18 protein-coding genes and 1 other RNA gene are annotated in these 15,790 nt (G+C 40.9%); 16 read left to right on the top strand and 3 right to left on the bottom strand.

The genetic code is table 11. The features are described from left to right. The 11 genes from ACMZ6Z_RS05845 to ACMZ6Z_RS05795 form a co-directional block, all read left to right on the top strand. Positions 1-489 (top strand): hypothetical protein (locus ACMZ6Z_RS05845; RefSeq protein ID WP_416131670.1); only part of this gene is annotated, 489 nt, incomplete at its 5' end. Between the two features lie 370 nt (positions 490-859). Continuing rightward, the gene (locus tag ACMZ6Z_RS05840; protein WP_416131669.1) at positions 860-1,255 is read left to right on the top strand and encodes a hypothetical protein; all 396 of its coding nucleotides are present in this window, start codon (positions 860-862) and stop codon (positions 1,253-1,255) included. A gap of 219 nt (positions 1,256-1,474) precedes the next feature. Then, a complete protein-coding gene (locus tag ACMZ6Z_RS05835) occupies positions 1,475-2,002 on the top strand; it encodes a YqeG family HAD IIIA-type phosphatase (protein ID WP_416131668.1) in 528 nt (175 codons plus the stop codon). Then, positions 2,002-3,120, top strand: coding sequence for a ribosome biogenesis GTPase YqeH (gene yqeH, locus ACMZ6Z_RS05830; RefSeq protein ID WP_416131667.1), 1,119 nt, complete (start codon positions 2,002-2,004; stop codon positions 3,118-3,120). The genes ACMZ6Z_RS05835 and yqeH overlap by 1 nt, the downstream gene beginning before the upstream one ends. Before the next feature lie 19 nt (positions 3,121-3,139). Then, positions 3,140-3,460 carry a ribosome assembly RNA-binding protein YhbY gene (yhbY, locus tag ACMZ6Z_RS05825; RefSeq protein WP_416131666.1) on the top strand — a complete coding sequence of 107 codons (321 nt, stop codon included), beginning with the start codon at positions 3,140-3,142 and terminating at the stop codon, positions 3,458-3,460. A gap of 34 nt (positions 3,461-3,494) precedes the next feature. Continuing rightward, positions 3,495-4,127, top strand: coding sequence for a nicotinate-nucleotide adenylyltransferase (locus tag ACMZ6Z_RS05820; protein ID WP_416131665.1), 633 nt, complete (start codon positions 3,495-3,497; stop codon positions 4,125-4,127). Continuing rightward, positions 4,124-4,717, top strand: coding sequence for a bis(5'-nucleosyl)-tetraphosphatase (symmetrical) YqeK (gene yqeK, locus ACMZ6Z_RS05815; RefSeq protein ID WP_416131664.1), 594 nt, complete (start codon positions 4,124-4,126; stop codon positions 4,715-4,717). Before ACMZ6Z_RS05820 ends, yqeK begins: the two co-directional genes overlap by 4 nt. 1 nt (position 4,718) lies before the next feature. Then, positions 4,719-5,072: a ribosome silencing factor gene (gene rsfS, locus ACMZ6Z_RS05810; protein ID WP_416131663.1), complete on the top strand. Its 354-nt coding sequence runs from the start codon at positions 4,719-4,721 to the stop codon at positions 5,070-5,072. 182 nt (positions 5,073-5,254) lie between these two features. After that, positions 5,255-5,998, top strand: coding sequence for a class I SAM-dependent DNA methyltransferase (locus ACMZ6Z_RS05805; protein WP_416131662.1), 744 nt, complete (start codon positions 5,255-5,257; stop codon positions 5,996-5,998). A 10-nt stretch (positions 5,999-6,008) separates the two neighbouring features. Continuing rightward, a complete protein-coding gene (locus tag ACMZ6Z_RS05800; RefSeq protein ID WP_416131661.1) occupies positions 6,009-7,118 on the top strand; it encodes a nucleotidyltransferase in 1,110 nt (369 codons plus the stop codon). Between the two features lie 94 nt (positions 7,119-7,212). After that, positions 7,213-7,929 carry a YebC/PmpR family DNA-binding transcriptional regulator gene (locus ACMZ6Z_RS05795; protein ID WP_416131660.1) on the top strand — a complete coding sequence of 239 codons (717 nt, stop codon included), beginning with the start codon at positions 7,213-7,215 and terminating at the stop codon, positions 7,927-7,929. Between the two features lie 138 nt (positions 7,930-8,067). Here the strand turns inward: ACMZ6Z_RS05795 and pbp1a are convergent, their stop codons facing one another. Together pbp1a and recU are read right to left on the bottom strand one after the other, a co-directional pair. Then, positions 8,068-10,263, bottom strand: coding sequence for a penicillin-binding protein PBP1A (gene pbp1a / locus ACMZ6Z_RS05790; protein WP_416131659.1), 2,196 nt, complete (start codon positions 10,261-10,263; stop codon positions 8,068-8,070). A 2-nt stretch (positions 10,264-10,265) separates the two neighbouring features. Then, on the bottom strand, positions 10,266-10,865 hold the full coding sequence (recU, locus tag ACMZ6Z_RS05785; RefSeq protein WP_416131658.1) for a Holliday junction resolvase RecU: 600 nt from the start codon (positions 10,863-10,865) through the stop codon (positions 10,266-10,268). 78 nt (positions 10,866-10,943) lie between these two features. Here recU and ACMZ6Z_RS05780 point away from each other — a divergent pair, with 78 nt between their 5' ends. The 5 genes from ACMZ6Z_RS05780 (at position 10,944) to ACMZ6Z_RS05760 (ending at position 14,956) form a co-directional block, all read left to right on the top strand. After that, the gene (locus tag ACMZ6Z_RS05780) at positions 10,944-11,462 is read left to right on the top strand and encodes an SLOG family protein (RefSeq protein WP_416131671.1); all 519 of its coding nucleotides are present in this window, start codon (positions 10,944-10,946) and stop codon (positions 11,460-11,462) included. Between the two features lie 109 nt (positions 11,463-11,571). Next, positions 11,572-11,919: a cell division regulator GpsB gene (gene gpsB / locus ACMZ6Z_RS05775; RefSeq protein ID WP_416131657.1), complete on the top strand. Its 348-nt coding sequence runs from the start codon at positions 11,572-11,574 to the stop codon at positions 11,917-11,919. A 20-nt stretch (positions 11,920-11,939) separates the two neighbouring features. Beyond that, positions 11,940-12,313: RNase P RNA component class B (gene rnpB / locus ACMZ6Z_RS05770), an RNA gene on the top strand. 61 nt (positions 12,314-12,374) lie between these two features. After that, positions 12,375-13,547: a THUMP domain-containing class I SAM-dependent RNA methyltransferase gene (locus ACMZ6Z_RS05765; protein ID WP_416131656.1), complete on the top strand. Its 1,173-nt coding sequence runs from the start codon at positions 12,375-12,377 to the stop codon at positions 13,545-13,547. After that, complete coding sequence (locus ACMZ6Z_RS05760; RefSeq protein WP_416131655.1) at positions 13,544-14,956, top strand: cell division site-positioning protein MapZ family protein; 1,413 nt, start codon at positions 13,544-13,546, stop codon at positions 14,954-14,956. Before ACMZ6Z_RS05765 ends, ACMZ6Z_RS05760 begins: the two co-directional genes overlap by 4 nt. Positions 14,957-15,236: 280 nt before the next feature. On the opposite strand, the gene ACMZ6Z_RS05755 is transcribed toward ACMZ6Z_RS05760, so the two are convergent. Continuing rightward, entirely contained in the window at positions 15,237-15,719 is a 483-nt protein-coding gene (locus ACMZ6Z_RS05755; RefSeq protein ID WP_416131654.1) for an S-ribosylhomocysteine lyase, read from the bottom strand. Between the last annotated feature and the right edge of the window lie 71 nt (positions 15,720-15,790).

The following is a 15,790-nucleotide window of genomic DNA, read 5'->3' as shown; positions in this document are numbered from 1 at the left end:
GTTGGGCATTCTGAAATTAGAGTAGAAGACGTAACCAAACCACTAAAGAAACGCGGCGTAACATCATTTAAGCATAAGGATATTGAAGTAGACTTAGAAAAGTTAACCTTTACCATTGGGCATGAGATCATCACTCTTGAGAAACGCACAGGAACTAATGGCGGGCATTTCTATGCTTTTCTTTGCCCAGATTGTGGTAGGCGATGCCGGAAAGTTTATTCCTATTCTGGCGTTTGGTACGCTTGCAGTAAGTGCCAAGGAGTACATAGGCATACATTGAACCGTACCAAGACAGATTGTCAGTATTATTGGGGTTTAGCTATTAGAGAAGCTAAGAAACTTGATCCTGGTTTTACACCTAGAAAAGGTTACGTAGATTACGATGCTTTCCCTAAGCGACCTAAGTGGATGAAGTATCATAAGTATATGAAACACCGTATAAGATTTAATCGATACCTTGATAAAGGGACTAGACTTTGGTTGAAATGATACACCTCACCTAAAATAAAATGGCTGATCACATTGATTGGGTAATCGGCGAAGAGGAATGAAAGAACACTCACCATGATAGACACCAAAGGCAGAAGTGGGAGGGAGATTTTCGTTGTCGGTCTCCTTGACACAAATTGGCTTGAGAGGGGAAACCCTCTTTTTTTGTTGATATTATAGCTATTTTTAGTTACAATAATATAAAGGTAGGGGTTCGAGCACCCATTGGAGCGCGGACGCTCTGCCTTTTTTAAGCATAGGGGTCTAACGCCCATGAAGCAATTTATTGTGGAGGCGGTGGGTCACTTATGCTTTTTTTGTGCCTAAAAATGCTATAATATCAGTATGTATCATGATTGGAGGGTATTTCATGGACGCTAAGCAGCTTATCAAAGAGTTACAGACAATTCCTAAATACATCAGAGATTTAGAAGACGAGCGACAAGCGACTCTAAGCCTCGTTTACGGCTCGCAAGGCTATTCAGATACAAGAGTGCAGACCAGCAAAACAAACGCACAGGAAGCTAAAACAGTGGCTTACCTGGATAGGTCTGACTACTTGCTGACACAGATTGATCAGCTACACCAAAAGCGCCAAATAATACTTGAGTATGTTTATCAAATTGATGATTTAAAACTTGTCATGATATTGTTTGCCATTATAAATAGCCAAACACTAACAGAAGCACAGGATAGGGCAGCAATGGGACGTGCAAAGTTTTTCAGAGAGAAAAAGAAAGCCTTGAAAGCCTTAGATGAGGGCTGAACATAACAGAAAAAGCACCCGCCTAGGTGCTTATCTCTTGCCTGTTGAACTCGTATTTTTTAGTTATCCTTTTAGTTACCCCTTGACTTTTCTATAATCATCCATATTTAAGTCAAAAAGAGTTGAAATGTTGAATATATGGGATTTCAAAGCGTCTATTTTACTATATTTTCATAGCGTGGTATAATAAAGACTAATATTATCATTTTGGAGAAGAGATTGGCTATTGAAGATTATAGGCCAGACTATGTGGTTGAGGCTGTTTATGATTTACGGGCGGACGATTTGCTACGTCAAGGGATTCGTGCTGTTTTGGTGGATTTGGATAATACCTTAATTGCTTGGAATAATCCTGATGGCACGGATGAGTTGAGGGCTTGGTTGGATGAAATGACGCAAGCTGATATACCAGTGGTAGTGGTCTCTAACAACAACCATGCCCGTGTCAAGCATGCGGTTGAGCGTTTTGGAGTTGACTTTGTCAGCCGTGCCTTAAAACCATTTACACGAGGCATTGATATTGCTATAGAGCGTTATGGTTTTGATAAGTCAGAGGTGGTCATGGTTGGAGACCAGATGATGACCGATATTCGTGCAGCACATCGTGCTGGCATTCGTTCCATTCTTGTGAAGCCAATTGTGCCATCAGATGCTTGGAATACCAAAGTAAACCGTGCCCGTGAGCGCCGTGTCTGGGCACAATTAGAGGCCAAATACGGCAAAATGATCTATCAAAAAGGAATTTAATGGAAACAGTATTATGTATCGGCTGTGGTGTCAATATTCAAACGCAGCAAAAAGAAGTCATCGGCTATACTCCCAAAAGCGCCTTGGAAAAAGGACTTGAAACTGGGGAACTCTACTGTCAGCGCTGTTTTAGACTGCGTCATTACAATGACATTGTTGATGTTCACATCTCAGATGATGCCTTTCTAAAACTCCTACACGACGTTGGAGATAGCGATGCCTTGGTTGTTAATGTTATTGATATTTTTGATTTCAATGGCTCTGTCATTCCAGGCTTGTCACGCTTTATCTCAGGGAATGATGTCCTTCTTGTTGGCAATAAAAAAGATATTTTACCTAAATCTGTAAAAGATAGTAAGGTCACCCAATGGCTGACGCAAAGAGCCCATGAGGAGGGACTTAGACCACTTGATACCGTCTTGGTAAGTGCTCAAAATAAATTTGCCATTCGTGACTTGATTCATGCCATTGATCACCACCGTCGTGGGCGTGATGTTTTTGTGGTCGGCGTTACCAATGTTGGAAAATCAACTCTCATCAATGCCATCATCCAAGAAGTCACTGGTGATAAAGATATTATTACAACCTCACGTTTTCCTGGGACAACCCTTGATAAAATTGAGATTCCTCTTGATGATGGGGCGCATATCTATGACACGCCAGGTATCATTCATCGTCATCAGATGGCCCATTATTTATCCGCAAAAGACCTCAAATATATCAGTCCTAAAAAAGAAATCAAACCCAAGACTTATCAGTTGAACCCAGATCAAACCCTATTTTTGGGAGGCTTAGGTCGATTTGACTTTATTTCGGGTCAAAAGCAGGGCTTTACAGCTTATTTTGATAACCATTTGGACTTACACCGTACCAAACTAGAGGGAGCAGAGGCTTTTTACCAGAAGCATGTCGGCAGTCTTTTAACCCCTCCATCAGGCAAGGATACAGAGAACTTTCCCAAGCTAGTCCGCCATGAATTCGCCATTAAGGAGAAAACGGATATTGTCTTCTCAGGCTTGGGTTGGATTCGCGTCAATGCCCCATTAGATAGCTCAACCATTGTCGCTGCTTGGGCACCTGAGGGTGTCTCAGTGCTCGTTCGCAAAGCCTTAATTTAACCAATAGAAAAGAAAAAACATGTCATTAACCAGCAAACAACGTGCCTTCTTAAAGTCAGAAGCACACTCCTTAAAACCCATTGTTCAAATTGGTAAAAATGGTCTTAATGACCAAATAAAAACCAGTGTTCGCCGTGCTTTAGACGCACGTGAGTTGATCAAAGTTACCCTTCTTCAAAATACAGATGAAGATATTCATGAAGTATCATCAATACTTGAAGAAGAAATTGGCTGCGATACTGTCTTAAAAATAGGCCGTATCTTGATTCTTTTTAAAGAGTCTGCTAAAAAAGAAAACCGGAAACTCTCACCCAAGGTGAAAGCCATCAAAACAAACTAAAAAAGACCGACCCTGTCTTGTGTAAGGAGTAGCTATGCCTATTGAGCTCTTGACTCCCTTTACCAAAGTGGAGCTAAAAGAAGAAAAAAAAGAAACCAACCGTAAACAAGTTGGTATTTTGGGAGGGAATTTTAACCCTGTCCATAATGCTCATCTGGTGGTTGCTGATCAAGTTGGGCAACAACTTGGTTTGGATCAAGTTTACCTCATGCCAGAGTTTGAGCCACCGCATGTCGATCATAAAGCTACCATTGATGAAAGACATCGTTTGAACATGCTGTCTTTAGCCATTAAAGAGGTTGAAGGGCTAGCGATTGAGACCATTGAGATCGAGCGAAAAGGCATTTCCTATACCTATGAAACCATGAAGAGGCTGATAGAGAAAAATCCCGATGTGGATTACTATTTTATCATTGGTGCTGATATGGTGGATTACCTTCCAAAATGGCATAAGATTGATGAGTTGATTCATATGGTACAGTTTGTCGGTGTTCAGCGTCCCAAGTACAAGGTAGGGACATCCTATCCTGTCATCTGGGTTGACGTCCCCCTCATGGATATTTCATCTAGCATGATTCGATCCTTTATCGAAAAAGGCCGCAAGCCTAACTACCTCCTTCCAAAACCGGTCTTAGATTACATCGAAGCAGAAGGGCTTTACCGATGAGTTACCAATCCTACACAGCTTATCCTAGAGAGCAACTATTAGAAAAACTGCAGTCAGTCATGAGTGCTAAGCGTTTTAACCATGTCTTAGGCGTTGAACAGACAGCTATTGAGTTGGCTCAGCGATATGGTTATGACGAGGTCAAAGCAGGCTTAGCAGGCCTACTACATGATTATGCCAAAGAAAGTTCAGATCAAGCATTTTTCGACTTGATTGACAAATACCAGCTCGATCCTGACTTAAAAGATTGGAACAATAATGTTTGGCATGGCTTGGTCGGTATCTATAAGATAAAAGAAGACCTTGGATTGTTGGACAAAGAACTGCTAGAGGCTATTGCCATTCACACTGTTGGTGCAGCAGAGATGTCCACCTTGGCTAAAATTCTCTATGTGGCAGATTATATTGAGCCAAGTCGAGATTTTCCATCGGTTGCTAGAGCTCGTGAGATAGCTAGAGAAAATCTTGATCAAGCAGTAGCTTATGCAACTGCTAATACAGTAGCCTTTTTGGTTCAAAAAGCACAGCCTATCTATCCCCAAACCATCGAAACTTATAATAGTTTTGTCAAATACATGAAAGAAGATTGAAATGAACAAAGCAGAATTACTTGAATTGGTTGTCAAAGCAGCTGATGAAAAACGTGGCGAAGACATTGTGGTGCTTGATTTAGCCGATATCACAAGTGTGACGGATTATTTTGTCATTATTAGTGCGACAAATAGTCGCCAGCTAGAAGCCATCGCAGATACGATCCGAGACAAAGTCAAGGGAGCTGGTGGCGATCCAAGTCATGTTGAAGGTGATAGCAAGACTGGATGGGTTCTTTTGGATCTTAATGATGTGGTTGTTCACATCTTCTCAGAAGACGAGCGCTTCCATTACAACCTTGAAAAACTTTGGCATGAAGCGCGAGAAGTAGATGTCACAGCCTATCTTGCCTAATAGTTAGACCTTGCTTTCAGGCAAGGTTTTTGAGAATGACAGAAAGGAAAGCGGTCAAGGAAGTGTGCTGATGTGAACACGCGCTAAAGAGGGTGCAAAAAAGATAGATTGCCTTGTGTTCAAGACCACTGTGCCAATCACTTCTTTTTACCTTGTCTTTGCCTAGGGCTGCGCTTGGTATCATGAACAAAAACTACGAAACATTCGCATCGGTTTACGATGCTATCATGGATGATTCCTTGTACGATTTATGGACGGATTTTTCGCTCCGCCATTTACCAAAATCAAAAAATCGAAACAAATTATTGGAGTTGGCTTGTGGCACTGGGATTCAGTCCATTCGTTTTTCACAGGCTGGCTTTGATGTTACTGGATTGGATCTGAGTCAAGAAATGCTGACGATTGCCCAAAAACGTGCCGAGTCAGCCAAGCAAAAGATTGTTTTTCAACAGGGCAATATGCTGGATTTATCAAAGACTGGCAAGTTTGATTTTGTGACCTGTTATTCTGATTCCATCTGTTACATGCAGGATGAGGTGGAAGTTGGAGAGGTCTTCAAACAAGTTTACGACTGTTTAGAAGAAGATGGTGTTTTCATTTTTGATGTCCACTCCACTTATCAAACAGATGCGATTTTCCCAGGTTATTCTTATCATGAAAATGCTGAAAACTTTGCCATGGTTTGGGACTCTTTTGCTGATGAAGCTCCTCATTCTGTGGTTCATGAGTTGACCTTCTTCATCCAAGATGACGATGGACGCTTCACCCGCTTTGACGAAGTCCACGAAGAACGTACTTATGAAGTCCTGACCTATGATATCCTTCTTGAACAAGCTGGTTTTACATCCTTCAAACTCTATGCGGATTTTGAAGATAAAGTTCCGACTGATACAAGTAAGAGATGGTTTTTTGTAGCGCAAAAATAATGAGGTTTTTATGACAATCACAGGTATCATCGCGGAATTCAACCCTTTCCACAACGGGCACAAGTACCTTTTAGAGCAGGGAGAAGGACTCAAGGTTGTCGCTATGTCTGGTAATTTTATGCAGCGTGGTGAGCCTGCTTTTGTGGACAAGTGGACTAGGGCTCAGATGGCCTTGGCAAATGGGGCAGACATCGTTATTGAGTTGCCTTTTTTGGTGTCGGTTCAATCGGCGGATTATTTCGCTGATGGGGCTGTCAATATCCTCTCTAAGCTAGGAATTGATCAGTTAACCTTTGGAACAGAAGAAGCTATTGACTATAACACCGTAGCTGCGATTTACGCTTCTAAAAAACAGGTCATGCAAGATTTTATGGAGGCGTTACCCAATCATCTGTCTTATCCTCAAAAAAGCCAAGCGATGTGGGAGCATTTTACGGGACTTTCCTTTTCTGGCAATACGCCAAATCATATTTTAGGTCTGGCTTACACTAAAGCCTGTGCAGTTAGAGGGATTGGTTTACAGCCGATCAAACGCCTTGGAGCAGGTTTTCACTGTGATAGTAAAGAGGTATCAATCGCTTCAGCGACAGCTATTCGTTTGCACAAGGATGACCATACTTTTGTGGCAAAATCAGTACCTAATTATGACTTATTACAGGCTTGTCCACAAGTGTCTTGGGATAACTATTTTCAATTGTTAACATACCAGCTTTTAACGCATTCTGATTTGACTAAAGTCTTTCAAGTCAATGAGGAATTAGCTAGTCGCATTCAGATAGCTATCAAAAAGGCTAGATCTATTGAAGAGCTTGTGGATAAAGTTGCCACCAAGCGTTTTACCAAGGCTAGAGTGAGACGCGTTTTGACCTACATCTTAGTAGGTGCTGTGGAAAAACCAATACCAGAAGCGATTCGACTGTTAGGATTTTCCAAAAAAGGACAAGAACATCTCAAAAAGGTTAAAAAATCAGTCACTGTGATCAGTCGAGTTGGTGCTAAGGCTTGGGATGAGACCAGTCAACGAGCCGATGCTATCTACCAGCTAGGGCATCCTGGCATCCAAGAGCAGAACTGGGGCAGGATTCCATGTCAAGCTCTAAGAAGAGATGAAGAGAGATGATTAGCATTTTACGAAAGGTGCGCAAAATGCTATAATGATAGAGTCATTGGTCTGATGTTGAGGCCAAAATCAAAATCAATCAGAGGTGAATCCCATGGGACGTAAGTGGGCAAATATTGTTGCTAAAAAAACAGCTAAGGACGGTGCAACGTCTAAGGTCTATGCGAAATTTGGTGTTGAGATTTATGTAGCGGCTAAGCAAGGTGATCCAGATCCAGAAACAAACTCAGCTTTGAAATTTGTTATCGACCGTGCCAAGCAGGCACAGGTGCCAAAACATGTTATTGATAAGGCTATTGATAAGGCCAAGGGTAACACTGATGAGACTTTTGTAGAAGGCCGTTATGAAGGTTTTGGGCCAAATGGTTCGATGATTATTGTGGATACCTTGACGTCAAATGTTAACCGTACAGCTGCCAATGTGCGTACAGCTTACGGTAAAAATGGTGGGAATATGGGAGCGACAGGATCTGTTTCTTATATGTTCGACAAAAAAGGGGTTATTGTCTTTGCGGGCGATGATGCTGACAGTGTGTTTGAGCAGCTGCTTGATGCTGACGTCGAGGTTGATGACGTTGAGGCACACGAGGGAACCATTACTGTCTATACAGCGCCAACAGATCTTCACAAAGGTTTAGAAGCTCTTCGTCAATCAGGTGTTGAAGAATTCCAGGTGACAGAGCTTGAGATGATTCCACAATCTGAAGTGGCTCTAGAGGGTGAAGACCTTGAGACCTTTGAAAAACTCATCGAAACACTTGAAGATGACGATGATGTTCAAAAGGTTTATCATAATGTGGCTGATTGCTAGCCTTATCTAAAAGTTATCCTCTTTTAGTAGTAGTATAGTCTTTGTCAATCCTGATTTTGGTTGGGTATTGAAGACTTCTGGCTACGCTATTGTTTAATAATACGAAAGGCAACTAGCTGATGCTGGTTGCCTTTCGTATTATTGATTATTAGCTGGAGGTGTTAGTTGAGAGCCAGCTTGATTTGGGTCAGTTTGATTATTTCCTTGTGGTAAGCCAGTGTTGTTACTATTTTGGATTGCTGGATTTTGGTTTGTGGCTGTATTACTTGAAGGGGTAGTGGTGTTGTTTTCATTGAGATGATCATCGCTTGAAGTAGGGGGGGTCTCGCTGCTAGTGCTGTAATCATACTTATAAAGATTATTTCCTTTATAGTTATTGAGATAGACATGCCCACCACTGCGATATAGACCATCAGGCATGATCCAGTCTTCACTGTAACCACCAGTGATGTAAGACATCATGGTGCGATAGACATGAGTTGCAGTGTTAAGCATATTGCCATATAAAGGTGTTAGACGATTTTTGTAGCCAGTCCAGACCGCCATAGCGTATTGATTGGTATAGCCAACAAAGTTTTCATCAGGAGCCATTGTCCCAACAAAACTATTATAAATACCTGTTTCGGCTTCGATTTTGGCCAACTCATCATCAGAATAGTTGGATGTCCCTGTTTTACCTGCTTGGTAGAGACCTCTGATGTAAGCATTAGTACCTGTACCGTAGGTCAAGACTGACTTCATCATATCGGTCATCATATAGGCGGTAGAAGCTTTCATGGCACGTGTGCCAGGTGCTGAATAGTCTTCTTTGGTACCATCATTAAATTCGATGCTACTAATATACATGGGTTCATAATAAGTACCACCGTTAGCAAAGGCAGCATAAGCAGCAGCCATTTTTTCACTACTTGCGCCGTATTTGGGGTCATTACTACTGGTGTTGCTAGAAATAGCGTTGGAATAATGTAATTCAGGGTACTGAATTCCTAATCCTTTTAAGAAATTTTGAGCATTTTTCAACCCAACTTCTTTAAGTGCCTTAATGGCAGGGATATTACGAGATTCTTGAATAGCACGCTGGATAGTCATATTACCGTAGTATTTACGATCCCAGTTATAGACTTGTTGATTTGTTCCAGGCCATGTGTAGTGAGTATCTTGGATGTTAGCTGAGGTAGCAGAGAAAATACCATTTTCAATAGCTGGAGCATAGTCAGTGATGGGTTTCATGGTTGAACCCCAGTCACGGTCTGTTAAGACAGCTTGATTGGTTCCGAAAGAAACATTTTCTTGCTTACGTCCTCCTAATTGTGCCACCACATGACCGTTGGTGACATCTACGACGGTTGATGCAACTTGGAAATCATCGTCAGGATAGTAAACATAGGTGTCGGTATTGTAAATGTCCCAAAGAAATTTTTGAAAATCAGAGTTGACATTCGTATGTACCTTAAGACCGGCGGTGTAGACATCTTTTCCAGTTTTAGCCTTGACCTGCTGGATGACTTCTTTAAGGTAATTATCAAAATAAGGTTCATAGCTTGCTTCTTGTCGTAGCTCTTGCAAGCCCTCGTTGATAGGTGTGGCAATGGCAGCGTCATGCTGTTCTTTAGTGATTTTTTTGAGTTCATACATCTCAGAAATCACCGTGTCTCGACGGTTTTTGGCAATTTCTGGATTGCTATAAGGGTCGTACTGGCTAGGGGCTTGTGGAATGCCGGCTAACAAGGCTACTTGTGCAATGGATAAATCCTTTAAATCTTTACCAAAGTAGGATTTGGCAGCCGTCAACATCCCATAGTTACCATTTCCCATATAAACTTTGTTGATGTAGAAGGTTAGGATTTCTTCTTTGGTATATTCTTTTTCCATTTGATAAGCTAACCAGCCTTCTTGGGCTTTACGTTTTAAGTTTTGATCAGCTTTATCGGTTGAGAAATACGCCAATTTGATGAGTTGTTGGTCTAGAGTAGACCCACCTTGCATGGTATTGCTAGTCAAGTTATTCCAAGCAGCTCCTAAAATACGATAGACATCAATGCCACGATGCTTGAAAAAGCGATGGTCCTCAATTGAGGTAATGGCATTAACCAAATCGATAGGGATGTTATCTGATGTCACATTTTCACGTTTCTCAGCTCCTAAATCCGCAATCAAGTTATTGTTACTGTCAAAGATAAGACTGGAAGTCGTTGATGTTAATTTAGCATCGGATAGTTTTGGTGCTGTGCTAACGTAGAAGGTAAAGAGTAGTCCTCCTGCGAGGAGACCTAATAGAGCAAGGCCAGCAATCCCTAAGAGGGCATATTTAGCAATTTTCGACATAATATTCATTTTTAAATTCCACCTAAAAAATGTTGTTCAACAATCTCAAGATAAGGGACCTGAGGAAAGCTTGTGAGTTCGATGTAAAAGCCATTTTTTCGAATGACCTCTAGTGGCATAGACTTTTTACCATTTTCAGATTGGTAAAAATCAATCAGGTGTTTGGCAGGCAGGTAGTAGGTTTCTTGTAAGGCTGAAAAATGCATCAAGACAAAACAGATACCTTTTTGAGCCAAAACAGTTTTCATATGCGCAATTTGGTGAGCGTGAAAATTTTTCAAAGGCATGGCTGTCTTTTGATGGGTTTCTTTTGCCTCAAAATCAAGGTAATGCCCCTTGTAAACACCGGAGTAGTCGGTTGTTGAGGCTTGCCTAAAGTAGGCTTCGACGATTTTAGCACGGCTTCGTTTGGGGTAATCCACTTTAACGATTTGAACAGGCGTTGGTTTTTTGTGAATCACAGCAAGACCATGTGCTAGATAGTAGGCATTGGTTGCATTGATTGCCGATTCAAAGGACATGCCTCGGTTAGCAAAACTAGTGGCTGACTTCCTTTTGGAGTCCTGATGTTGCCGTGTTTTTTGAGTGATACCATGAGGGTAGTTGACCATATTTCTCCTAAAGCACTCCAAGATATGATAAAATAAACACCTACCATTATATCACATTTTTAAGAGGACAACACCATGATAAGAACTCTTTTAGTATCAGGCTATCGCGGCTTTGATTTAGGGATTTTTAAAGACGATGATGCTCGTATTAGGATTATCAAAAAAGCGATTCGGAGAGATTTAGAGAGGTTTTGCTCAGAAGGCTTACAGTGGATGGTATTTACAGGAAACTTAGGCTTTGAAGTCTGGGTCTTGGAGGTTGCCAAGGAAATGGCTAAGGACTATGATTTGAAACTAGCGAGCCTATTTTGCTTTAGCAATCACGGGGACAGCTGGAGTTCCTTTAATCAAGAGAAATTAGTGGCGTTTAAACAGGCGGACTTTGTGAAATATAGCTTTGACAGCTATGAGAATCCTGATCAACTCAAACAATACCATCGCTTTCTTTTGGCTAACACTGATGCAGCCTATTTTTGTTACGATGAGGAACATGAGACCAGCCTAAAGTACCTTTATCAGATGATGCTAGACTCGGACTACAGCATTTATCAGTTGAACTTTGATGATTTAAACGACCTTGCTATGGATGAGACTTGAGAAAATAGAGGGTAAGACTTGCTTTTCTCGTGTCATTTCTGTATTATAGTTTATGATTAACCGCTCGTGTTAACAGACCAATAGAATGATACGTTTTGGAGAGAAAAGAATGACCAGTATTATCAATACCCCTAAAAAAATTGTCGAAAAAGATTTCAAAAAAGTGATGCGTGGTTATGATCAACATGAAGTTGATGAGTTTTTAGATGATGTCATCAAGGACTACGAGACTTATGCTAGCATGATTGAAACATTGAGGGAAGAAAATGAGCAGCTAAAAGCTCGCTTGAAAAAAGCGACTTCCCAAACACAGGGTAGCCGACTAGGCCTATCTTTGGGAGATAGAAAAGGCGATGGCTCGTCAAATACAACTGATAACCCAGGGACAAACTTTGATATTTTAAAACGTCTTAGTCGCTTGGAAAAAGAGGTTTTTGGCAAACAAATTACAGAATAACTTGTTTGTAGATTAATGTGATTTTCGGATAATCGCGTGGTATTTAAATACCATGAGGAAAGTCCATGCTAGCACTGGCTGTGATGCCAGTAGTGTTTGTGCTAGGCGAAACAATAAGCCTAGGGATATGTTAATGACATATTACGGCAGGTAAACTGGCTAAGTCTTAGGATAGGTCATAGTAACCTTTAAAGTGCCACAGTGACGAAGTTTCTGGGGAAACTCAGAAAGTGGAACGCGGTAAACCCCTCAAGCTAGCAACCCAAACTTTGGTCGGGGCATGAGATAGCTGGAAGACGAACAGAACTATCTTGACTGCTAACAAGCAGTAGACAGATGATTATCAAGGAAGCGGATACCTAGTCAGCTTCTGAACAAAACATGGCTTATAGAAAATTACATAATAGGTTTGGCTAGCTTAGGCTAGCTTTTATTTGATAGTGAAAGAAGTAATGATGAAAAAGACATTTGAGTTGATTGCAACAGTAGCAGCAGGCCTTGAGTCAGTTGTCGGAAAAGAAATAAGAGACTTAGGTATTGATTGCCACGTTGAAAATGGGAAGGTTCATTTTCAAGGTGATCTCAAAACCATTATTGAAACAAACTTGTGGTTGCGTGCGGCTGATCGGATTAAAATCGTGGTGGGTCAATTTCCTGCAAGAACCTTTGAAGAATTATTTCAGGGTGTTTATCACTTGGATTGGGAGAATTATTTACCCTTAGGGTCTACGTTTCCTATTGCAAAAGCTAAGTGTGTCAAGTCTAAGCTTCATAACGAACCCAGTGTCCAAGCCATTACTAAAAAAGCAGTCGTTAAAAAATTGCAAAAGATTTACCATCGTCCAGAAAATATTCCCTTGATGGAGAATGGTCCTGAGTATAAGATTGAGGTATCGATTTTAAAGGACCAAGCACGGATTATGATTGACACAACGGGCTCTAGTCTCTTTAAGCGTGGTTATCGTGTTGACAAAGGAGGCGCTCCGATCAAGGAAAATATGGCAGCTGCAATCCTTATGCTTAGCAACTGGTATCCGGATAAACCTCTAGTTGATCCGACTTGTGGCTCTGGTACGTTTTGCATTGAGGCTGCCATGCTTGCCATGAACATCGCTCCGGGATTTAATCGTGACTTTGCTTTTGAACAATGGTCTTGGGTGCCTAAGGATTTGGTTCAAGAAATCCGTGATCAAGCTGAAAAAAGGGCTAATTATGATCTCGAATTAGATATTTCAGGTTTTGATATTGATGGTCGCATGATTGCTGTTGCTCAAAAAAATGCTGAAGAAGCTGGACTCTCTGGCGTGATTAACTGGAAACAAATGCGACTCCAAGATTTTAAAACGGATAAAATCAACGGTGTTATCATCTCCAATCCTCCTTATGGGGAACGTCTTCTTGATGACAAAGCCATCGACATTTTGTATAATGAAATGGGTCAGACCTTTGCCCTTTTAAAAACCTGGAGCCAGTTTATATTGACCAGTGATGAGGCTTTTGAGACCAAGTATGGTCGTCAAGCTGATAAAAAACGAAAATTATATAATGGTACTTTAAAAGTTGACCTGTATCAATATTTTGGCCAGCGTGTTAAACGCCAAGTGGCTAATGAGAGAGGACTTGTATGACGAAAGAAAATGATAACTTAGACTTTGATCAAGCTAAGGACTTGACCATCGGTGAGGCTGTTAGAAAAGATGCTGAGCTCAAGGCTGGTGTGACAGCAGAAGACAGTGTCCTGGATAAATACATCAAACAACATCCTGATAAGGTGGCTGCAAGAAAATTTGAAACCAAAGATGGACAACTCGAAACCTTAGATACGGCTACGCTTGATGACTTTATCAAAAAACAACGTGAAGCGGTTGGTCATCAGCTTGAGGGCTACCCAGCAGCTTCTCTACCAGAAGTCATGGGTGCTACCGAATCTGGTGCACAAGAGGTTCTAAATGAGCCTACTAGTGATTCCTCATCGGTTGAAGGTGTCTTGAGAGAAGAGACATCGCCTGTTTTAAATGACTTTAGTGGCTTAGATGACAAGCCCTTTTACCAAAAGAAACCAGCTATTTTAGGAGGCTTGCTCCTTTTAGTATTGGCGATTTCTGGCATCGGTTATGCCATTCATCAGTGGCAGTCTCAAAAAACACTTTCAGGGACGTCACAAAGTAGCCAAAAAACACTTGATGCCTCAGAAAAAGGTGCTTCTGCCCAAGCCATTAAAGATAATGAGACTTTTGAAGAAAACTACCGTACTTTCTTTGCGGATAAGGCATCAACCAAGTTGAAAAATGAAGCATTTGGAAAACTCCCTGAGTTAGAAACACTTCTTAAGAAGTTGGAGAAAACCAAGTTTTATGATGCGGCTAAGGAGAAGTATGATAGTTTGAAAGAGCAAATGGATGGCATTCAAGCTGTCAATGCTAAATTTGACGGTGACATTATTGTCAATGGTGAGCTCATTGAGTCTATCAAACCTAAGGCAGATAGCAATTTTGATGACTTATCGGTTGAAATCTTGAATACTGGTAATGCGACCTTGGATAATTTGTTGCAAAAAGCGGTTAAAAAAGGGAGAGATGAATTAAAAGGCCAAGGAGACAGTGGTTCGTCTGATGCAAAATCAGGTGAGGGGTCTTCCAAAACAGCGCCTGCTCCAAAAGAAGAAAAGCCGCAAGCTCCAGCTGACGATCACCAAGCTTCTGCACCAGCTGCGTCACCTTATGGTTTGTCACATTACGATAGTTCCAGACTTCAGAGACATCTTAGCCGTGTTCCTTATCATCAAGATGCCCTTGCTGACTCTGGAAATCCTGCTTGGCAGTTTAATCCAGGTATCCTTGAGACGATTGTTGCTACGGCTCAGGCAAGAGGCCATATTTCAGGGAATCATTATATCTTAGAGCGTGTTAATATTGTCAATGGGAATGGTTATTACAATATGTTTACCCCTGAGGGGACTTACTTATTCTCCATCAATGCCAAGACTGGTTACTTTGTGGGCAATAAACCAGGTAACGCTGATGCTTTAGACTACTAAGGCACTCTAAACACAAAAGAATAGACGTTGACTTATCTCGTTTTATCTTAGTGTTTGTTCATTAGTCCAGATTGATGTTTAAAATAAATAGAAAACGAAAAAAGAGGTCTTTTCCTCTTTTTTTTTCTATAGACAATGGTTGCAGAAGATTAGGTTTTGCTTTTGGTTTGGTTAATATAGTTATTTGAATTAAGATTAGGACATTGATGAATCATTTTGATAAACGCTAATAATGTTAGCTATTCTATACTTTGTTCTAATCTATTTTCAACCCACTATATTAGACGAGTTGACGTTCAAAAGCATTGGCTGAGATGCCTTTTTCTAAGATCAATTTTGCCCACTCTTTGGCTGAAAACAAACTGTGATCTTTATAATTGCCGCAGGATTCGATAGTTGTTCCTGGTACATCCTCCCAAGAAGTTCCTGTAGCGATTGCTTCCAGTGATGACTTAATGACTTTAGCGATTTTTACAGGATCTTGCTTTCCCCACATGATCAGGTGAAAACCAGTACGACAGCCAAATGGGGAACAATCAATTAAGCCATTAATACGCTCACGAATTAGCTTAGCTAGTAAATGCTCAATGGTATGTAGCCCAGAAGTTGGGATGGCATCTTCATTGGGTTGCACCAGTCGAATATCAAAGTTTGTGATAATATCACCGATTGGTCCAGTTTCTTCTGAAATGAGTCGCACATAGGGTGCTTTGACAATAGTGTGATCAAGTTCGAAACTTTCAACGATAACTTCTTTTGACATAAAAGCCTCCATTTCTTTTCCAAACTAATCATACCATAATTTTTAAGAGAGGTCTTTTATCTCATTTTTCA

Source organism: Streptococcus pluranimalium, assembly GCF_047785705.1.
Classification (GTDB): domain Bacteria; phylum Bacillota; class Bacilli; order Lactobacillales; family Streptococcaceae; genus Streptococcus; species Streptococcus pluranimalium_A.
Note: the sequence above shows the minus strand (reverse complement) of the source record. Positions and strands in the feature narration are given on the sequence as shown.